This window comes from Oceaniferula spumae (genome assembly GCF_042849255.1).
GTDB lineage: Bacteria > Verrucomicrobiota > Verrucomicrobiia > Verrucomicrobiales > Akkermansiaceae > Oceaniferula > Oceaniferula spumae.
Genome location: NZ_AP026866.1, coordinates 3,909,037 through 3,927,756, shown reverse-complemented (window position 1 = coordinate 3,927,756; position 18,720 = coordinate 3,909,037). Strand labels below are relative to the sequence as shown.

Here is an 18,720-nt window from a genome sequence, read left to right as displayed (position 1 = left end):
ACACCGATGTTTGATTTTTTCCAGAACCTGAGCTTTGCCAACCCTTGGTGGTTGTTGGCTCTGCCGTTGTTGGTTCCCTTGTTGTTCCTGCGCGGTAAAGCCGGATCACCATCGTCGATCACCTACTCATCACTTTCGATTCTTGTTAGTCTTGGGCAGAAACCCAAACGCGCGCCCGGCTCGTTCACCTTCGCCCTGATGGTCCTTGCTCTGGCCGCCGCCATCATTGCATTGGCAAAACCTCAACAGCGCGATGAAATCTCCAATCGGAAAGCCAGTGGCATCGATATCGTCCTCGCCATCGATATTTCCTTTTCCATGGAGATCGTCGATTTCCAGCTCAACAACCGCCGCGTTCAACGCATCATCGCGGCCAAGGCTACTGCAGAAAACTTCATCAAACAACGCGCCAACGATCGCATAGGCATCGTCGCCTTTTCCGGTCGACCCTACGTCACCAGCCCCATCACCCTGGAGCACGAATGGTTGATCGACCAGCTCCGCAGCCTCCGCCCCGGTCTTATCCGCGAACAAGGAACTGCCATTGGCTCAGCGATCGCAGCATCCGCCACCCGCCTGCACGATCGAGAGGCGAAGAGCAAGGTCATCGTTTTGGTAACCGACGGATCTAACAACTCCGGCCGACTATCCCCTATCGAAGCCGCCAAACACGCCGCCAAGCTTGGAGTAAAAGTCTACGCGGTCGCCATTGGCACGGAAGGAGGTCGGCTAATGAACGGCATGCAGTCGCATCCCCAGAAAGAGTTCGATACCAAAACACTGGAGGAAATCGCCCAGATAACAGGTGGCCAATATTACCGAGTTCGCGACACTGAAAAACTACGCGAAACATTTGATACCATCGACCAGCTTGAAAAAACTGACATTAAGCAGCACAGTATTGTCCAAACCGAGGAATATTTCCCCTGGTTCATTGCCGCATCTCTTTTACTCACCATCGCAGCCCTAACTATCCAAGCCCTCAAGCCCCCGCCAGCTCCCTAGTAGCCACGTCTAATTTCGACTTCCTCAATCAATCATTCCAAATGCCTTCCTTCCTCCATCCAGGACTCCTGCTCTTGCTCTTACTTCTCCCCTTTATTTTATTGGGAGCAATTCTTGCTTACAGGAACCAAGGACAAACTTGGAGCCGGATGGTTGCACCCCGATTGAGAAAGCATCTGGTAAAAACATCGTCCCCCACCCGCCGCTGGATCGCCCTTGGACTTGGGCTGCTAGGCTGCGCACTAATCATCGTCGCCCTCGCCCGCCCCTTCCGCGGTGAAACCACCACAACCGAACAAATCAGCACTCGGAACATTCTTATCGCCATCGATACCTCACGCTCAATGTTAGTGCGTGATGGCTCCCCTGATCGAATCGCCACGGCCAAGGCCATGGCCATCGAGGTGCTCGAAGCATTTCCTAATGATCGAGTCGGAGTGCTCGCTTTCTCCGGCGCTCCCATTCTGATGGCACCCCTAACAATCGATCACGGCGCAGTGCACGAGACCATCAGCCAGATCGATACCGAAGTTATCCCTTCCGGTGGTTCCGATCTCAGTGCCGCTGTCTCATTGGCCTTGAAAACCTTCAAGAAAACCGGTCAGCAGGCCAACGCCCTGATCATCATCAGTGATGGTGAAGATCACTCCACTCAAGCTGATCTCGCCGCTGCCGAAATCCGAGACAGCAAAACCGTCGTCTGCGCGATTGGCATTGGCACCCCAGAAGGTGGAATCATACCCGATCCGAATTTTCGAGATGGCAAATTCCGCGATAATCAGGGCGAAACGGTTTACAGCAAAATGCGCACCGATGCTCTCGATTCACTGGCCCGCGCAGGAAGAGGATCGTTCACGCCCGCCAGCTCTGGCAGTGCAGCAGCTATCAGCTCGGCCTTGGACTCACTCCAGAGAGACGAGCAGGCAGGCAGAAAACTCACCGTGCCGAATGAAATTTTCCAGTGGTTTCTTGTCCCCGCCATCATCCTTCTGGCCCTCTGCGTGATTGTTCACTCCGAGTTTCTCGCCCATCGTATTCAGGCGGTTAAAAAATCACAACCTCCCGCGATCAAGGCTACGACCGCTGTGCTGATGCTCGCGTTTGTTCTCACCACATCGGCACGCGCTGAGACCTTGGTCCAGCAGGCCGATGCAGCTTACACCGCTGGTGAGTATGAAACGGCCCTGAAACTCTTCACCCAAGCTCTCCCTGAAGCCAGCGGAGAAGACCGACGGGCCATCCAATTCTCAATCGGCAGCACTGCCTATAAACTCAAGCAGTGGGAGAAATCTAACAATTACCTATCATCAGCTCTACTAACGAACAATGCCAAGCTACAGGAACAGGTGCATTACAATCTGGGCAATGCTCTTTTCCAGACCGGGTGGAATATCCTGCAGCCACCTTCGGCCACGAAGAAGCCATCATTATTGGACATCATGCGTAACATTCTTTCTCCGAAGAAAAAAGAAGAGCAAGCTAAACTCACTGCGGAGGATGTCGATCATGTGATTCAGCTCTGGGAAGATTCCATCACACACTACCAAGCGGCACTGGATCTCAATCCTGAAAACAAAGACGCAGATCACAATCGCAAAGAGGTCGAAAAACTCCTCAAGCAACTCCGCGAGGCGAAAAAACAGGCGGAACAAGAAAAAGAACAGCAGGATAAATCGCAAGAAGGCGAGGGAGACAAACCCAAGGACCAACAGGACGAGGGTGAAGAACCGGACGATCAAAAAGGCGAAGGCGAGAAACCCAAGGATGACCCTGAAGGTGAAAAAACAGACGGTGAAGGAGGTGACAAACCTGACGAGAATAATCCTAAAGATGGCGATGAAGGAGAGGAAACAAAAGACCAGCCACAACAAGGTGATCAACCCGATCCCAAGAATATGGAGCGCAAGGATGGCGAGAGCGAGGAAGCTTACGCCGCTCGTATTCTCAAAGAGAACTCAGATTCCGAAACTCGTCCCGTTTCCCGCCCACAGCTCAGACTACGCCGTCCAGCCAAGGACTGGTAACTCATCAAAATAGCTCATCCATCATTACTGATCTCAATTCTGCTCTCGTGCATCGTTTACTAACAGCTTTCATCATCCTGCTTTTCCCAGCTTCCATGCTGTGTGCGCAGGAAAATGCAAATATCTATGCCGAGGCAGCATTGACCAGCCACGACATTCTCCCAGGAGAACAAGTCAGCCTCATTGTTAGAGTCCGTGGTGGTCAGCCCGACAGTCGACCTACCCCACCCGAGATCGAGGGCGTGGCGGTGAACTACGTCCGTTCGGTGACTCAGGTCGATGAAAACCGGCAGCTCTCACATGCATTTCTTTACCGCCTGACACCTGTCTCGGCTGGGGACTACACAGTTCCAGCGTTCGAGATCAGTTCCCAAGGCAAAGCCTTAAAAACCGAACCCCAACAATTTCGCGTTCACGCAGTCGATCAGCTCATCTCCCTAGCTTCTGGAATTCGTGCGGCCTGGTTCCCCGCTAAGACCACTCTCTATCAGGGCGAACAATGCGAGGTGATCCTCAAGCTCTACATCCCAGAGAGCACACGCATCGTCAACTGGGGCTACCCCGATGCCAAAAAGGTGAACTGCCTCGCATGGCGATTTGCCCCACCACCAGATCACAATTATAGCCAAGTGCAGATCGGAGGAGTCACCCACCGGAGCGTGACTTACAGCACGAACCTCAGCGGCATCAGCCCCGGCAAGGCAATGCTTGGCCCATCCGAACTTACCCTCCACGAGCGCCGCTCGGTGATTGATCCAGCTATCGGATCTAGAATCAGTGACGTTCCGCTCAATCTCGTTCTGCCTGCACTTGAGTTTGATATTCTCGCGCTTCCAGAAGGCGCACCAGCTGACTTCAACGGGGCGATCGGAAATTTTCAAATCGATGCCCGCTGTGAAAAAACCACGCTGCAGGAAAACGACCCCACTGAGGTAATCTTGCGCGTTGCCGGAACAGGTAACTTGGAAACGTTGAAACCACCGGCCTTCTCTGATGACTCATGGAAGATCATCGATACCAGTAAAATCACCCGCGGTGAAGAACGCCGATACATCAGCGGCATGGTCACCTTCCGCCAGTTGATCCGTGCCGAGAGTTCTGGCAGTCTGCCGACCTCCATCCCCGCCTACAGCTTCAGCTACTTCAATCCAGACACACGCAGCTACGCCACACTGAAGACCACACCCATCCCGGTATCCATTACCCCCGCAGTGAAGAGTCTGCAGCCAGCCGCAGAGTCTGCTGACACAGCACCGGAGGAAATGCGGAACATTCTTGGCTTCATCGATCGCTCTAACATCAGTGACAGAACAAGCTCCAGCCAATGGTTCTCACGATGGGGATGGCACCTGATTCCTATCGTCATCTGCCTGTTGATCATCACCCCCATTCTACGTCGTAAAATCGCTGCTGCACGAGTGAAACACCCGGACACTGAGCGTAAGGAAGCGGCCTTGAAAAAAATCGGCGAGGACACAGACATCCGCACCTTTTACAGGAGGGCCGGCCGATTCATCGAGCAGTGGCTCACTCTGAACCCTGACCTCGAAACTATCTTGAAGGAACGCGACGCTCTCTGTTTCCAACCAGAGACCGGCAAAAAAACACCCATGCCGTCTGACCGCAAGGCCGAGATCCTCGGTCTGCTTAAGCGCTGTTCCAAATTGACGCTCAGCATTGCGATCGTCCTGTTAGGGCTCTCTGCCGGTTTTATCTCGAACGTCAAAGCCGATCAAGTGACCTCTGAGAAAGCTGCCATCACCGCATGGAAATCCGGCCAGTATCAACAGGCCATCGACCACTACAAAGCCGCTTACCCTGATCCCAGCGCAGCACCCGCTGATGTGTTGTTCAACATAGGAAATTGCCACCACCGCATCGACCAACCGGGAGCCGCTGCCTTAGCCTGGCGACAGGCACTCGCGGTCGAGCCAACCCACCGCGACGCACGCCAGAACCTTCGTTTTGTTGAAATCGAAAAAAATGCCCGTGTGCCGGAATACGAAGATTGGCAGGTGCTGTTAGTTTACTTCTCACCACGTGTTTACCAGATCACATTCTACATCGGCCTTTGGCTGTTAGGTCTGAGCATTTTGGTTCTCTTCTTACGCCATCCGGGTGGAATTACCCTCACACTCTGCATCATAGCTCTCGTGCTCAGCCCGATCATCGCAACCCTCGGAAAAGTGGCCGTCCACAACTACCCAGACGATCACCGCTTCGCCCCCCTAAAGCAACAGGCTGTGGTCATGACCGGTGCCAAACTATACTCCGAAGCGCACCGCCAGACCAAAAACTCGCAATCGCTCACCGCAGCTTCGCTAGTAAAAATCAACGCCACCCGCGGCCCTTGGACTCACATCAGCACCGTCGACGAATTCGAGGGCTGGGTGGAGAGTAAGTTTCTGGGTAAAGTCAGATAGTATTGTAAATTTGAGAATCTTCTCGAAACGTCTTCCAAAATAATCTCCTTTCTCCAAAACTGGGGACACATCAATTTTCCTGCCATGATCAGAGCATTACTCTACTGTTGCGTCTTTGCGGTATCCTACACCCAAGCGGCACCGCTTCCTCAGGTTATTCCGGCCGTAAAAGAATGGGTCGGGTCCAAGGGCTCGCTAACGGTTGATACTTCCAAGGTTTTTGTGAACCCGCAGTTTACCAAAGAACTGACTCCAGTGACCACTCTGCCGGCTCATGAGCTCTGTTGGCGTAGCGAGCACCATGGTTCCTGCTCAGAGACATCCACGGCAAGTTCTGCGGAAGATGACAGGTTTCCAAAAATGGCGAGCAGCTTGGCTTCGTCATCACCGACATTGAACGATGCGTGCACTACACCGGGCGGAACATAGACTACATCACCGGCACTCAGGATTTTCTTTTCCTCCCCCACCCATTGCTCGATTTTGCCATCGAGGATATAGAGAAACTCCTCACGGTCTTCGTGATAATGAAACGCGTGCCCCTCACCTGATTCTATGGTCGCCCGGATCAGTATTACATCCTTGGCTGGAACTGTGTGAGCTTCCCGGTGATGAGAGAAAAATTCATTCAGCCCCATGGGCACACAGTCTTTGAGGATATCGTCGTGGGAGATGAACATGGTGAATAACTTGGATTAAAATCGGGTCGTGATACGATTAGGTTTCCAGCAAGATAGGTTGCTCTGTCTCAGTATTAAAGAATCAATCTTCAGTTATGATCACACCTCTATTTCGCCTTGTTATCGTCTTATCATTCCTTGGTTCTTCGATCACGATTTCCTCTGCTGCGGAAGCTCGGCGACTTGAGGTTCTCTTTCTTGGCAGCCCGAACGGTTCACATAAGCCATTGGAAAGGTTCCGCACCATCCGTAGGGCCTTGGGGATCAAAGGCGTCAATTTCACCTACGCCAATCAGCCGACCACACTCACGAAAGAGAACCTTGCTCTATACGATGCGTTGCTGGTTTACGGTAATCACGATGTGCTCCAGAAAGATCAAGAAACGGCATTGTTAGACTACTCCGAAAACGGCGGTGCCTGTGTCTTCCTCCATTCCGCCTGCGGGTGTTTTCGTAACTCTGAGGCGTTCATCCAGCTTCTCGGAGCTCAATTCAAATCACACGGTTCCGGTGTATTCCGAGTCAAAACCATCCTCCCTGATCATGAACTGATGAAAGGCTATGAAGGCTTCGAGTGCTGGGATGAGAGTTATGTTCACCAGAAACACAATAACGATCGCACGGTGCTACAAAAGCGTGAACAGGAACCGTGGACATGGGTACGCACTCACGGCAAGGGGCGAATTTTCTACACTGCCAGCGGCCATGATGAGAGGTGCTGGCAACAACCTAACTACCAAGACCTCGTGCTGCGAGGCATCCTCTGGAGCGTCGGACCGGAAAAAGCGAAGCTCGTTGCTGATCTTAAACTCCCCACACTCAGCTACTACACGCCGAAAGTGAACATCGTGCCGAGCAAAAGCTGGGGCGCTCCAAACGACCGAAAGATACCCCACATTACGATGCAGAATCCTCTGCCCGTCGCTGAGTCCATCAAATTGGCACAAGTGCCTGCTGGGTATGAGCTGAAGGTTTTTGCGTCTGAGCCTGACATTATTAATCCGATCGCGATCAACTGGGATGAAAAAGGTCGCATGTGGGCAGTCGAGGCATACGATTACCCTAACAGTCACGTCATGAATAAACCGGGGCAGGATCGGATCAAAATTCTCGAGGACACCAACAACGATGGCAAAGCGGACAAGATTAGTGTTTTCGCCGAAGGTCTGACCATATGCACTTCTGTGCTTCCGTTTGGAGACGGCTGCATCACCACGGATGGAGAAGAGATGGTGTATATTTATGATTCTAACAATGATGGCAAAGGTGACAAACGTCAGGTGCTTTTCAAAGGTCTTAAACTTTGGGACACCCACGCCTGCACTTCCAACCTGCGCTATGGCTTTGACGGCTGGATTTACGCCACCGTCGGCTACTCTGGAGTGGATGTTACCATCGGAGGAAAACGGCATCGTTCCGGGCAAGCGGTGCTGCGGTTCAAGCCTGACGGTTCCGACTTCGAGGTTCTCCAAAATACCACCAACAACACATGGGGACTGGGTTTGACCGAGGAAGGACGCGTCATGGGATCCACCGCTAACAACAATCCCTCGTGGTGGTTCGATGTGCCACTTTCCGCCTACCAAAAATCAGGAGTCAAAGCTCTGCGCACTCCTCGAGCCGATACCACCGACTTCACCTACCCATTGACCTACGATTACCTGCAGGTCGATTGCAAGGAGCGCGTCACAGCAGGCGCCGGACATGCCATCTACACCTCAAGGTTATTTCCATCTGACTGGTGGAACCAGCGAGCCCTGATTTGTGCGCCCACGTGCAAACTTGTTGCAGCTCCACGGATCGAACGTCGTGGGGCAGGATTTAAAACCACAGGCTTTGAGCAAAACATTTACGCCACAGCAGATGCATGGTCGGCCCCTGTGGCTGCGGAGGTTGGACCCGACGGCGCTATTTACATCGCCGATTGGTATAACTCCGTAGTTCAACACAATGTATACGGTGACCAGCAAACCAAAGGCAAAGGCAACGCTTACATCAACGAACACCGCGATCGCAAACACGGCCGAATCTATCGCATCATGCCTAAGGGTGGTAAACCAGCACCCACACCGGATCTCGGCAGTCTTAAGAATCTCATCGCCACACTGGGCCACTCTGATCTTTTTTGGAGACTCACTGCCCAGCGTTTGATTGTTACCCATTACGCGAACAAAGCAGAGCCGTTGCTTCTTCCGCTCGCAACTGAGGACAAAACTGCCGCTACTCACGCGCTGTATTTGTTAGACATTTTAGGGATCAAGGCCAAGGTTCAAGAGCTGTCGCATAAACACCTCAACGCAAAAACTCCCAGCCTGCAGCTCGCCGCCATTCGGCTGCTAGCTCCCACGGAGGACAATGCACAGCAATTGATCAGCCACTTGGAAAAGTTCACCCCCGATAGTCGGCACGCTGCGTTGTTAGTCATAGCCAGTGCACCGAAGGCTGAATCCCTGCTCAAAGCTCTGACTGATAAAAAAGGATTATTGCAGAACGATAAAAACCTCATACCGGCCCTCACTGTGGCATTGGCCAGCCATGGTGCTTCGGCATCGGCGGCGGCTGGTAAGACCCTAAATTTGTCACTGTCCGCCAGCGCCAAACGCGGGGCTGAAGTTTACAAAACCGCCACCTGTATCGCCTGCCACCAAGAGCATGGTGAGGGGCTCGACAACACCTTCCCTCCACTCAACAAATCTGAGTGGCTGAGCCGCAATCACGAAGATGCCACCAGAATTGTGCTCAAGGGGCTGAGTGGAAAAATCACAGTGCGTGGTAAAGAATACAACGGAGGCATGCCAGCGCAGGAAAATCTCACTGATCAACAAATCGCCGATGTTCTCAACTACGCTCGTAATAGCTGGGATAACAAACTGGGAGACATCGCAGTTTCCGAAGTCACTCGTATACGGTCTGACCTCAAGTCCCGGACTAAGCCATTCACCTCAGAGGATTTTGTCAGATCCTCTCCGCCGAAACCACTGCATAGCTATGATTTCACCCAAGGTCTACAGGATACCATCGGCCATGCGCACGCTCATGTGGCCGGAGGAAACCGAGCTATTAAGCTCGGACAAAGCGGCATCGACCTCACAGCGAACATAGGAGAACGCAGCACTCAGATCAAAAACGATCAGTACATCGACTTGCCTAACAACATCATCAGCCAAGCCGCCAATAACGGAGTCATTGGTGAGCTTAGTCTGGAGACATGGCTGCAAGTCAGCGAAAACCGGCTCTGGGCATGGGCGTGGGGATTCGGCTCCAGCGATCAGGGTGAAGGCAAATCTGGTGGCGCTGCTAATAGTGACTACTTGGCTCTTATCCCGATGAATGCCCGTAATAAAAAGCTGCGCCTCTGTGCTCGTGGCGGCGGCAAGGAATATTATTTTGATGCCAAAGCTATCCTCACACCTAACAAACTCCATCACATCGTCGCCACCTACACCCGCACACACATGGCCATGTATCTCAATGGTGATCTTGTTGGGAGGCATCAGCTGCCGGAAAAACTCGATCTCACCACTTTCAAAAATGATAACAATTGGTTAGGCCGATCACAATTTCCTGACCATGTGTTTGACGGAAATTATCTCAGCTTCCATATCTACTCTACCGCGTTGAGTCCATCCGCAATTCAGCAGCGCACCAAGGCAGTAAAACCGTAGCTGTTTCTCAACTGGGATATGGTAAGTCTTACACCCTACCACTTGCCCGAAGGGTATCCCCTAATTCGACTGCTGCGACCATCAACAATTCTTCGCTACGTTGCATCGATTCTTCAAGCGTTCTGGAGTCGTGGTGTAATGCATATGCGCCGTCGAACAAATGCAATGGTTCACATTCTACGCTCCCAGCAATGGCGAAAACTTTCTTTCCGGCGTCACGTGCCATTTCAGCCACGCCTGCAGGGCCTTTGCCGTGCAAGGTCTGAGCATCAAGTCGCCCCTCCCCGGTAATCACAACATCACACGCTAGGATCTTTTCCATTAGACCGACCTCCTGCGCTACCAAATCAAATCCCGGCAGTAGTCGGGCACCACAAAATTGGATTAGTCCGAATCCGAGACCACCGGCTGCACCCGCACCTGGAATCATCGCGGCAGTGCCTCCATCTGTAAGAGTTACAAGCAGCTCGAAATAATCATCCCATTGTCCAAAATCATTCTCCACCACGCCCTTCTGTGGACCATACACCCGAGTAGCACCTTCATTTCCTAACAGCGGATTGTCCACATCACAGGCAATCAATACTTCGGGCAGCGTCAAACGCTCGGAAATGTCAATCTTCCCACAGTGCTTCAGCTCAGATGGTGTAGGATCGAGTTCATCGCCACGATCGTTGAGAAACCTCACTCCTAGCGCAGCTGCCATGCCGCAACCTGCGTCATTGGTGGCACTGCCGCCGATTCCCATGATGATACGTTTTACCCGCGACTGCTCGATCGCATGCCGCATCATCTCTCCAGTGCCTAAGGTGCTGCTGCGCCAGATGTCGCGCACGTTTTCAGCCACTCGCCACAGCCCGGACGCCTCTGACATCTCGATGACCGCGGTATCTCCGCAGAGCGCATAACGGGCATCGATAGGTCTGCCGAGTGCATCGTGCGCCGGGCACTCGACCCATGCTCCATTCAGCTGAGACCGAAGGACCTCTGCAAATCCATCACCACCATCGGCAATTGGGCAAGAGACGATATCTGCATCTGGAAGCACCGAATGCAAACCCCGCTGCATGATGGCGCATACTTCTTCCGCCGTGAGCGTGCCCTTGAATTTATCGGGAGCCAGCAGGATTTTCACCAGACCAAGCGTTCGGGCACCCAGCGATAACCTTCACCCAATTTGTTAATCCGACCCAGACCTGGAAACGGCACGTGGAATCCGTAGACTCTTGTTTTCGCAGTGGCGGCCTGAGAAAAGACGCGCTTGCGGGTCTGCACCGCGAGTTGGAGGTTATTGTCCCAGCCAATTTTCCAAGCAGGATTCTGAAACATCAGTAGGTGATGATGGGCGAGATCGACTATGTGGAGAAGCTCCTCACCTTTTGACTTAATACGGTAAATTGCGTGACCTGCGGTGTGCCCAAAGCCATTTTCGACCGTTACAGTGCCATCTAACATTGACGCCCCCACTGGAGCGAACTGCTTGAGTGGAGTTAGGATTTCCAAATTCTTTTGGGCCTGCTTCACCATGCCGGGTATGGCTTTGGGGTTCCGTTTTGTTTTGGTGAAATCGGGGTTCTTTGACCGCCAGAAATTATACTCCTCGGGAGTAACGTGCAGTGCGGCATTCTTAAAGGTCGGTTTCCCATCGGTGACAAATCCGGCGATGTGATCCGAGTGGGCGTGACTCAGGTAGGTGGCGGTCACTTGCTCTGGTTGGATGCCTATTTTCTTCAGGCCCGATGCCAGCCAGCCCCTGTTTTTGTTTTCCGGCGGACCAAAGCCAGCGTCGAACAATGCAATTTCGTCGCCCTTTTTGATCACCAGCACGTTGACGTAGAGCGGCAGGTGATCGAGCGGTTCGGAATGATTCTTCAGGGCATTAGCCATATTTTCCCGCTCTGCTTCCGGATACATCAAACTCAGTCCTTGGCCTAATTTCATGAAGCCATCACTGATCGACCAGGCATCGATGTCACCAATCTTGAAATGATAAATCCACGGATTCCGGCCGCCTCCAACCTTTTCGGCGAGGGACCTTGCTGGACTGGAAGCCAAACCTCCGGCTGCCATCGCCGAAAGTGATAGAAAACTTCTTCTTGATAGATGGGATGGTAGCTCACTCATGGTTTAATCGTTACGCAGTGGTTGGCACGTAGTTTTCAATCGCCGCACAGACTTCACTGATTTCATCCGTGCACAGCAGCATCTCAGCGTATTTTTTGCCCTCGGCGAGTTGACTGATGCAATCGAAGAGCATGGTGTCTTCTTGGTAGCGTTTTTTCCCTAGGAAGACCATGGGACTAATCCAGTCGAAGGTGCCGTAATGGTTCTGAGTGGCGTCCATGAAAATTTCCTGGGTAGTTCCGGCGCTACCAGGGGCGTAAATGATTCCGTAGGTGGCGATGGCTAACAGGCCGTCTTCGCGGATGCTGTTGGAGAAATATTTGGCGACGTGTCGGGAGAAAAAGTTCGTCGGTTCGTGTCCGTAAAACCATGTCGGCACCGCGAGGCTTGAGCTTCCGGCAGGATGAAGATCGATCACCTCCTGAGCTCTGGACATATATCCAGGGTCTGTGTAGACGGGGCTGCGGGCGAGGATTTGCAGCGCGGTGTCTAGTTCCTCATCCTCGGCATTGGCCATCCATGCGCCAAGGTTCGAAGCTTCCATGATGCCAGGTCCTCCACCGGAGGCGATGAAGTATCCGGCACGTGTCAGCTGTCTGGTGATATGGGCTACCTTTTTGAAATAAGGGTCGGTGCGAGGTGTTCCGTGTCCTCCCATCACGGCGACTACTTTCTTCCGCCCGTCTTTTTCGACTCTACCTTCTAACAAATCACGCAGAGCATCATCCACGGCGTGATCGTGGAGTCTCTGTGCCAACGCTTCTAATACGTCAGCTTCATTGCCGCCTTTGCTGTGGAAATGATCGTAGATTGATTTGTCCACACTGTTATCATGGCCCGGTGTCCACCCCTGCATCAGCTCCTCTCTTGAGTAAAGAGCGCTGCGGTAGGGTTCATACGGCAGGTTTTCAAAGCGTGGAAGAATCATGGCACCCCGACGGCGTAGGCTTTGTTCATCCACTCCGGTGGGAAAATGGCAGCCCATGAAGACGGTGCCGTCACACTCCAGATTCTTCCAGTCGAGATCTGCCTCAGTTAGATCCAATCCCTGAATCACGGCACAGCTCAACTGGCCATTCAGACGCTTTAGGGACGACAGGGTGTCGATTTCACGATTAATGGAGCATTTCATAATGATAAAGTTAGATGGCGGAGTCTTTCAAGATACCCACATAAGGCAAGTTACGGTATCGGCCTTGATAGTCCAAGCCGTAACCTACGACAAATTCGTCCCCTATCACAAAGCCTGTATAATCAGCCTCTTTGAAGCTCTCTCTGGGAATATCCTTGGCCAGCAGCACACAGGTTTTCACCTCCGTGGCACCTTGCTCATTGAGTTTACCCATCACTGCCTGCAGCGTACCTCCGGTGTCGAGAATATCGTCCAGTAACAGCACAGCGCGGCCTTCGACATCGGGCAATTTCTTATCAAGGAATGTCACAGTGCCACTGCTTTCAGTGCCACCATGGTAACTGGCGACATTGATGCACTCAATCTCCATGGTTAAGGGAATGCGGCGTAGTAGGTCGGCCATGAACAATAACGCTCCCTTGAGTAGGGCCACCACCACCAGAGGTTTCCCCTCGAAATCGGTCATCACTTTTTCCGCCAAGACGTCCAAGCGCTTTTTGATCACATCCTCATCGATCAATACCTTTTCAATATCCTCGTGCATGGTGCCAGCTTAAGCAGAAATTCTCATTTCTGAATCATAAATTCCATCCGGCAATGTAACATAAATTCGAAAAAGGAATAATCAGCCCGTCTAGCGCTCATACCTTCAACAATTTCCCATTACCACCTATGCCCACACTCCCCCCCTTCATCGCTGCCACCGGATTATCCGGTTACATGCAGCGCGCTCTTGATTACATCTCCGGACTCGACCCGCTGTGGGCACCCGTTGTCTTCATGGGCTTTTACATCGCTGCCACCGTTCTGTTCATCCCCGGTTCCATCCTAACACTGGCAGCGGGTTTCTTGTTCGGTGTGGGATGGGGCACGCTCTACGTATCCATCGCATCGATCATTGGTGCTGCTTTATCCTTTCTGATAGGTCGCTATGTGGCACGCGATTGGATTAGTAAAAAAATCGAATCGAAACCAAAATTCGCAGCCATTGACGAGGCCATTGGTGAGGAAGGATCCAAGATCGTCTTTCTCCTTCGCCTTTCTCCCGTTTTCCCCTTCACCCTACTCAACTACGGACTGGGAATTACCAAAGTCCCGTTCTGGAAATATGTTGGCGCCTCATGGCTGGGGATGCTGCCGGGCACACTGCTCTACGTCTACATCGGGTCACTTTTCAAAAGCTTGGCTCAGATCGCTGGAGGAGATCGAGAAAAGACTCCTACCGAATGGGCGTTCTACGGCGTTGGTCTGTTAGCCACGATCATCGTGACCGTTTATATTACCAAAGTCGCCAAGAAAGCGATCAACGACCGCGTCTAACAAAATTTTAAATCATGAGTGACAACACCCTTTTCGAGCCGGATAACGAGCACAATCGTAAGCTGAAATCCTTCGTCGCACCTGACGACTGGACGAATCCTGAACCGGCGGAAATGTATAATCTGGTGGTGATTGGCGCCGGCCCCTGCGGACTGATCGCTTCTGCCGGTGCCTCCGGACTGGGAGCCAAAGTGGCCCTCATCGAGCGCCATGCGATGGGAGGCGATTGCCTGAATGTTGGCTGCGTACCGTCCAAGGGAGTGATCCGTGCCGCCCGCGCCGCTGCGCAGGCAAGCCGCTCCGCGGAGTTCGGTGTGCTCTCCTCGGAGCCTGAGATCGATTTCACCAAAGCGATGAACCGGATGCGTGAACTGCGTGCTGGCATCAGCCATGTGGACGGAGTGGAACGCTATCAGAAGGAACTTGGTGTGGATGTATTTCTTGGGGAAGCATCCTTCAGTTCTGAAAACACGATCAAAGTGGACGGCAAGACCCTGCATTTTAAGAAAGCACTCATCGCCACTGGCGCCCGTGCTGCACGCATCCCTGTGCCGGGGCTGTGGGAATCCGGAGCGCATACCAACGAAACCATTTTCTCCATTACAGAATTGCCAAAGCGGCTGGCTGTCATCGGTGGCGGACCGATCGGTGCTGAGCTGTCACAAGCGTTCGCACGTTTCGGATCCGAGGTTTATGTCTTTGATAACTCAGACCAAATACTCAACCGAGAGGATCAGGATGCTGCAGAGATTGTGCAAAAGGCATTGGTGAACGATGGTGTGCAACTACGCTGTGGAACTGAAATCAAAAAGGTCACCACCGAGGGCGATGAAAAGATCATCCACTATGATGATGACAGCGGACAGATGCAGGAACTGCGCATCGACTCCATTCTCGTGGCCGTGGGTCGAGCTCCTAACATCGAGGGGCTGAATCTCGAGAAAGCCGGCATTACCTACCACAAGCGCGGCATCGAAGTGGACGACAACCTGCGCACAGCGAATAAAAACATCTTTGCCGCTGGCGATGTGGCGATGAAATTTCAGTTCACTCACACGGCGGATGCCGCGGCCCGCATGGTGATCCAAAACGCGCTCTTTCACGGCAGAAAAAAACTCAGCGATCTGGTGATTCCATGGTGCACCTACACCGAGCCGGAAATCGCCCACGTCGGCATGTATCAGGCGGACGCTAAAGACCAAGGAATTGAAACTGATACCTACGTGCAGGAACTCGACGATGTCGACCGAGCCATCCTCGACGGCGAAACCGAGGGCTTTGTCAAAGTGCTGACCAAAAAAGGAAGTTCTGAGATCCTCGGTGCGACAATCGTAGCCGCCCATGCGGGCGACATGATTTCCGAACTCACTCTCGCCATTACTCATGGTATCGGGCTGGATAAGATAGCCTCCACCATCCACCCCTACCCCACCCAGGCGGAGGCGATCAAGAAAGTGGCCGACTCCTACTCACGCACCAAACTCACCCCCTTCATCAGCAAGCTGTTCAAAAAATGGCTGGCGTGGTCTCGGGGATAAGGGCCAATAGCGCGGAGCGTGTTCCCGCTCCCCCAACGGGGAAATTGGGCCATAGCTGTGGCATCCTGCGTTCATCTGGCAGTAAATCTTCTATCTCATCCGGCATTTCCGTGGTTCAATACGGCCATGCCGACCGACGTTGTATCTCTTCTCCAAGCCCTAATCCGCATACCGAGTGTCAATCCAGACTGCTCGCCAACTGGTGATGGCGAGGCAGCCATGGCTAATTACGTTCAGAGCTATCTTGAAGACATTGGCTACTCGGTCACCCAAGAGGAAATCTTGCCCAACAGACCTAATCTCATCGCGCGTGCGCCAGGACCAGAGAACCGTCCGCGTATCTTGTTAGGGCCCCATCTTGACACGGTCAGCGTGGCTGGCATGGACATGGATACCTTTGGGAAGATCTCTGAGGACGGCCGGGTTCTGGGTCGAGGTGCATCAGACACCAAAGGTCCTATGGCTGCCATGCTACAAGCACTGAGCAATTGCCAAGGCTTGTTAGCAGAGCTTCCTGTCGCCGTTGACTTCATCGGATTCATGGGAGAGGAAGCATCTCAGCACGGCTCCAAGCACTTCGCCGAACACCATGCTAACGAGTATGAATTCGCAATGGCAGGAGAACCTACATCTCTCGACATCGTGCACTTAACCAAAGGCTCTCTGTGGGCCACGCTGACCGCTACAGGCAAGGCTGCCCACGCGTCCCAGCCAGAGTTAGGAGACAATGCCATCCTCAAGCTCGCACGCGCACTGGACAAGCTCGACAATACCCTCTCACCACAACTGAAAGAATACACCCACCCCGTCCTTGGTCACTCCACCTTAAACGTCGGCACCTTCATCGGAGGCAAGCAGCCTAACATCGTGCCCGATCTCGCATCGGCTCAGATTGACATCCGCATGACGCCATCCTTAACCGAGGCGTCTGGAGCTCAGGCATTGGTAGAAAAAGTCATCGCCGAGCAGGAGCTGCCACTCAAGGTTGTGAACCCACACGAGAATCCGCCCATGGACGTGCCTGCCGATAATCCTTGGATCCAGAAAATGATCGCCGCCAATACGGAATCAAAACCGGTAGGCGCCCCATGGTTCTCTGACGCAGCCCATCTCAACGCCGCCGGACTTCCCTCGATCTGCATCGGCCCCGGCTCCATCGACCAAGCCCACACCAAGGATGAGTTCATCAAAATCTCTGACTTGGAAGCGGGAGTGGTTTACTTTGAACGATTGATCAAGTACTTAGCTTACTAGTTAATGAGGCTTGTATTGGTAGAGCTCAGGTAACTGATCGAAAGCCTTCCGCTCTACATCGCTAAGGAGCAACCTGTAATTTTTCCATCTCTCTACGCGATTTTTCGCGATCGGCTTAACCACCTCTTCATAGCTGGGAGATGTCACTAAATGGCTCGCAGTAGCCCTGCTTTCATTAGGTTCGAGTGAGAACCTCTGTGCTATGTCCGTTAACACGCTATCGGGCTGAGATACCAGGCTCTGGTAATCCACCTTGATAAATTGTTCAGGCGGAAGCAGAGAGTTTAACCTCTCCCGAAGTTCAGCTTGTTGAGCGCACCATTTTCCATAGTCTTCTGGATTCTGCCACATACAGGTGGCCCCATTGACGGGAGCATCGAGCATGACGGAACTAATCCACAAATCTCGCGGATCACGCTCGACCCATAAAATTTTCAAATTCGGAAACAATGCAAGCAGCCATGGGGCAAGCAAGGCAAGTGACGGATTTTTATCGAGTAAAGGCGTGTGTCCATTCAGTTGATCTGTGAGGCCAGACTCGTGTTGTGCACGCCAGTACGCAGCAATGTATTTTTTATTAGACGGTTTTCCAACTAGTTTGTCAGGAGTCATGGGACTCTTCTGGAAAGCTGAATTATCAACAAGCTGTTTGATATAGTCAAACTCTTCACTGAGATCCACAGAGAAACGATCAGCCAATTTATGCGCCAATAGCGTAGTTCCTGAGCGAGGCATGCCAGTGAGGAAGATTACAGGCCTTTCTCCAGAAGCCCTCATTGAATTAACCTCAGTAATAGCCGGCAGCTCGACGGCTTCTTGGGACATCGGGAACGCAAGCTTCATATGTTCAGCTTCATCAGAACGTGCACTGACTGTCTCCATTACCCATTTGTACGCATCCTCATAATCACCCATTTGGTCAGCTAGACGCGCGAGAGCTGATGTACACTTCGCAATAGATTCACCATGGGCCAGCGCCAACGCTTTTTCAAATTCTTCGCGTGCCTTGCCCAAATCGCCACTGCGCTGGGAAAGTCGACCAGCCAACCAATGTCTACCCCAAGTATTATTGTCATTCCAATTGACTGAACTCCACCTCCTGATGGCTTCTATCTCTTGATTCGTTCGTTCCAACAAGCGCACCTGATGAAACCTGGCATCAGATTGATATTTCGATGGATAGGTCGACAATTCAGACCATAGCTCGAGTGCTCCGTGGTAATCCTGCCACTCCTCCAAATCACGAGCTATGCGAACCAGTAGATCTGGAGCTCCATCAAGAGTCTTCCATAATGCCAGATGAATTTTTTTCGCAGCCTTGCGTTGCCCAGACAAACCCAGCGCGTGAGCTAATTGAAGTGATATCTCAGGGTTTTCAGGAAACTGTTTAGCCAGAACTAAATAACTAGAGATTGCCTGTGGAAATCTCCCATTCTGAGCAGAGATCGCGGCTCGCTCTAGCAGCTTCTGGTATTTTGCGGTCTTCCCCATAAACAAAAAAAATACTGCGGGTAAATAATCACCCGCAGCACTTTTGATTATTAAATTAAATCGG

13 protein-coding genes are annotated in these 18,720 nt (G+C 52.4%); 7 read left to right on the top strand and 6 right to left on the bottom strand.

The window, feature by feature from the left end:
* Nucleotides 1–6 precede the first annotated feature (6 nt).
* Genes ACSPJT_RS16675 through ACSPJT_RS16665 form a run of 3 tightly spaced genes read left to right on the top strand, consistent with a single transcriptional unit; the run spans nucleotide 7 to nucleotide 5,452 of the window.
* Entirely contained in the window at nucleotides 7–1,005 is a 999-nt protein-coding gene (locus ACSPJT_RS16675) for a VWA domain-containing protein (RefSeq protein ID WP_435893694.1), read from the top strand.
* 41 nt (nucleotides 1,006–1,046) lie between these two features.
* Nucleotides 1,047–3,029 (top strand): VWA domain-containing protein, encoded by a 1,983-nt coding sequence (locus ACSPJT_RS16670; RefSeq protein WP_435893693.1) that lies wholly within the window; start codon nucleotides 1,047–1,049, stop codon nucleotides 3,027–3,029.
* A gap of 47 nt (nucleotides 3,030–3,076) precedes the next feature.
* Nucleotides 3,077–5,452: a BatD family protein gene (locus ACSPJT_RS16665; protein WP_435893692.1), complete on the top strand. Its 2,376-nt coding sequence runs from the start codon at nucleotides 3,077–3,079 to the stop codon at nucleotides 5,450–5,452.
* A gap of 272 nt (nucleotides 5,453–5,724) precedes the next feature.
* On the opposite strand, the gene ACSPJT_RS16660 is transcribed toward ACSPJT_RS16665, so the two are convergent.
* Entirely contained in the window at nucleotides 5,725–6,132 is a 408-nt protein-coding gene (locus tag ACSPJT_RS16660) for a cupin domain-containing protein (protein WP_435893691.1), read from the bottom strand.
* Nucleotides 6,133–6,227: 95 nt separating this feature from the next.
* On the opposite strand from ACSPJT_RS16660, the gene ACSPJT_RS16655 reads away from it, so the two are divergent.
* Nucleotides 6,228–9,797 (top strand): PVC-type heme-binding CxxCH protein, encoded by a 3,570-nt coding sequence (locus tag ACSPJT_RS16655; protein WP_435893690.1) that lies wholly within the window; start codon nucleotides 6,228–6,230, stop codon nucleotides 9,795–9,797.
* Between the two features lie 28 nt (nucleotides 9,798–9,825).
* Here the strand turns inward: ACSPJT_RS16655 and ACSPJT_RS16650 are convergent, their stop codons facing one another.
* Genes ACSPJT_RS16650 through hpt form a run of 4 tightly spaced genes read right to left on the bottom strand, consistent with a single transcriptional unit; the run spans nucleotide 9,826 to nucleotide 13,597 of the window.
* Nucleotides 9,826–10,932, bottom strand: coding sequence for a glycerate kinase (locus tag ACSPJT_RS16650; RefSeq protein ID WP_435893689.1), 1,107 nt, complete (start codon nucleotides 10,930–10,932; stop codon nucleotides 9,826–9,828).
* Nucleotides 10,929–11,921 (bottom strand): MBL fold metallo-hydrolase, encoded by a 993-nt coding sequence (locus ACSPJT_RS16645; protein ID WP_435893688.1) that lies wholly within the window; start codon nucleotides 11,919–11,921, stop codon nucleotides 10,929–10,931. The genes ACSPJT_RS16650 and ACSPJT_RS16645 overlap by 4 nt, the downstream gene beginning before the upstream one ends.
* A gap of 10 nt (nucleotides 11,922–11,931) precedes the next feature.
* Nucleotides 11,932–13,053: an LOG family protein gene (locus ACSPJT_RS16640; protein WP_435893687.1), complete on the bottom strand. Its 1,122-nt coding sequence runs from the start codon at nucleotides 13,051–13,053 to the stop codon at nucleotides 11,932–11,934.
* A gap of 10 nt (nucleotides 13,054–13,063) precedes the next feature.
* Nucleotides 13,064–13,597, bottom strand: a complete 534-nt coding sequence (hpt, locus tag ACSPJT_RS16635; RefSeq protein ID WP_435893686.1) for a hypoxanthine phosphoribosyltransferase — start codon at nucleotides 13,595–13,597, stop codon at nucleotides 13,064–13,066.
* Between the two features lie 128 nt (nucleotides 13,598–13,725).
* Between hpt and ACSPJT_RS16630 the strand changes: the two genes are divergently transcribed.
* The 3 genes from ACSPJT_RS16630 (at nucleotide 13,726) to ACSPJT_RS16620 (ending at nucleotide 17,165) form a co-directional block, all read left to right on the top strand.
* Nucleotides 13,726–14,373 carry a TVP38/TMEM64 family protein gene (locus tag ACSPJT_RS16630; protein WP_435893685.1) on the top strand — a complete coding sequence of 216 codons (648 nt, stop codon included), beginning with the start codon at nucleotides 13,726–13,728 and terminating at the stop codon, nucleotides 14,371–14,373.
* 14 nt (nucleotides 14,374–14,387) lie between these two features.
* Entirely contained in the window at nucleotides 14,388–15,911 is a 1,524-nt protein-coding gene (locus tag ACSPJT_RS16625) for a mercuric reductase (RefSeq protein WP_435893684.1), read from the top strand.
* A 126-nt stretch (nucleotides 15,912–16,037) separates the two neighbouring features.
* A complete protein-coding gene (locus ACSPJT_RS16620; RefSeq protein ID WP_435893683.1) occupies nucleotides 16,038–17,165 on the top strand; it encodes a M20 family metallopeptidase in 1,128 nt (375 codons plus the stop codon).
* Here the strand turns inward: ACSPJT_RS16620 and ACSPJT_RS16615 are convergent, their stop codons facing one another.
* Nucleotides 17,166–18,656 (bottom strand): tetratricopeptide repeat-containing sulfotransferase family protein, encoded by a 1,491-nt coding sequence (locus ACSPJT_RS16615; RefSeq protein ID WP_435893682.1) that lies wholly within the window; start codon nucleotides 18,654–18,656, stop codon nucleotides 17,166–17,168.
* Nucleotides 18,657–18,720: the final 64 nt, after the last annotated feature.

What these genes read in the sequence shown, in the direction of transcription:
- ACSPJT_RS16625 (WP_435893684.1), top strand. Translation starts at nt 14,388, where the DNA reads ATGAGTGACAACACCCTTTTCGAGCCGGATAACGAGCACAATCGTAAG.
- ACSPJT_RS16660 (WP_435893691.1), bottom strand. Translation starts at nt 6,132, where the DNA reads ATGTTCATCTCCCACGACGATATCCTCAAAGACTGTGTGCCCATGGGG.
- ACSPJT_RS16630 (WP_435893685.1), top strand. Translation starts at nt 13,726, where the DNA reads ATGCCCACACTCCCCCCCTTCATCGCTGCCACCGGATTATCCGGTTAC.
- ACSPJT_RS16640 (WP_435893687.1), bottom strand. Translation starts at nt 13,053, where the DNA reads ATGAAATGCTCCATTAATCGTGAAATCGACACCCTGTCGTCCCTAAAG.
- ACSPJT_RS16615 (WP_435893682.1), bottom strand. Translation starts at nt 18,656, where the DNA reads ATGGGGAAGACCGCAAAATACCAGAAGCTGCTAGAGCGAGCCGCGATC.
- ACSPJT_RS16670 (WP_435893693.1), top strand. Translation starts at nt 1,047, where the DNA reads ATGCCTTCCTTCCTCCATCCAGGACTCCTGCTCTTGCTCTTACTTCTC.
- ACSPJT_RS16620 (WP_435893683.1), top strand. Translation starts at nt 16,038, where the DNA reads ATGCCGACCGACGTTGTATCTCTTCTCCAAGCCCTAATCCGCATACCG.
- ACSPJT_RS16645 (WP_435893688.1), bottom strand. Translation starts at nt 11,921, where the DNA reads ATGAGTGAGCTACCATCCCATCTATCAAGAAGAAGTTTTCTATCACTT.
- ACSPJT_RS16675 (WP_435893694.1), top strand. Translation starts at nt 7, where the DNA reads ATGTTTGATTTTTTCCAGAACCTGAGCTTTGCCAACCCTTGGTGGTTG.
- ACSPJT_RS16655 (WP_435893690.1), top strand. Translation starts at nt 6,228, where the DNA reads ATGATCACACCTCTATTTCGCCTTGTTATCGTCTTATCATTCCTTGGT.
- hpt (WP_435893686.1), bottom strand. Translation starts at nt 13,597, where the DNA reads ATGCACGAGGATATTGAAAAGGTATTGATCGATGAGGATGTGATCAAA.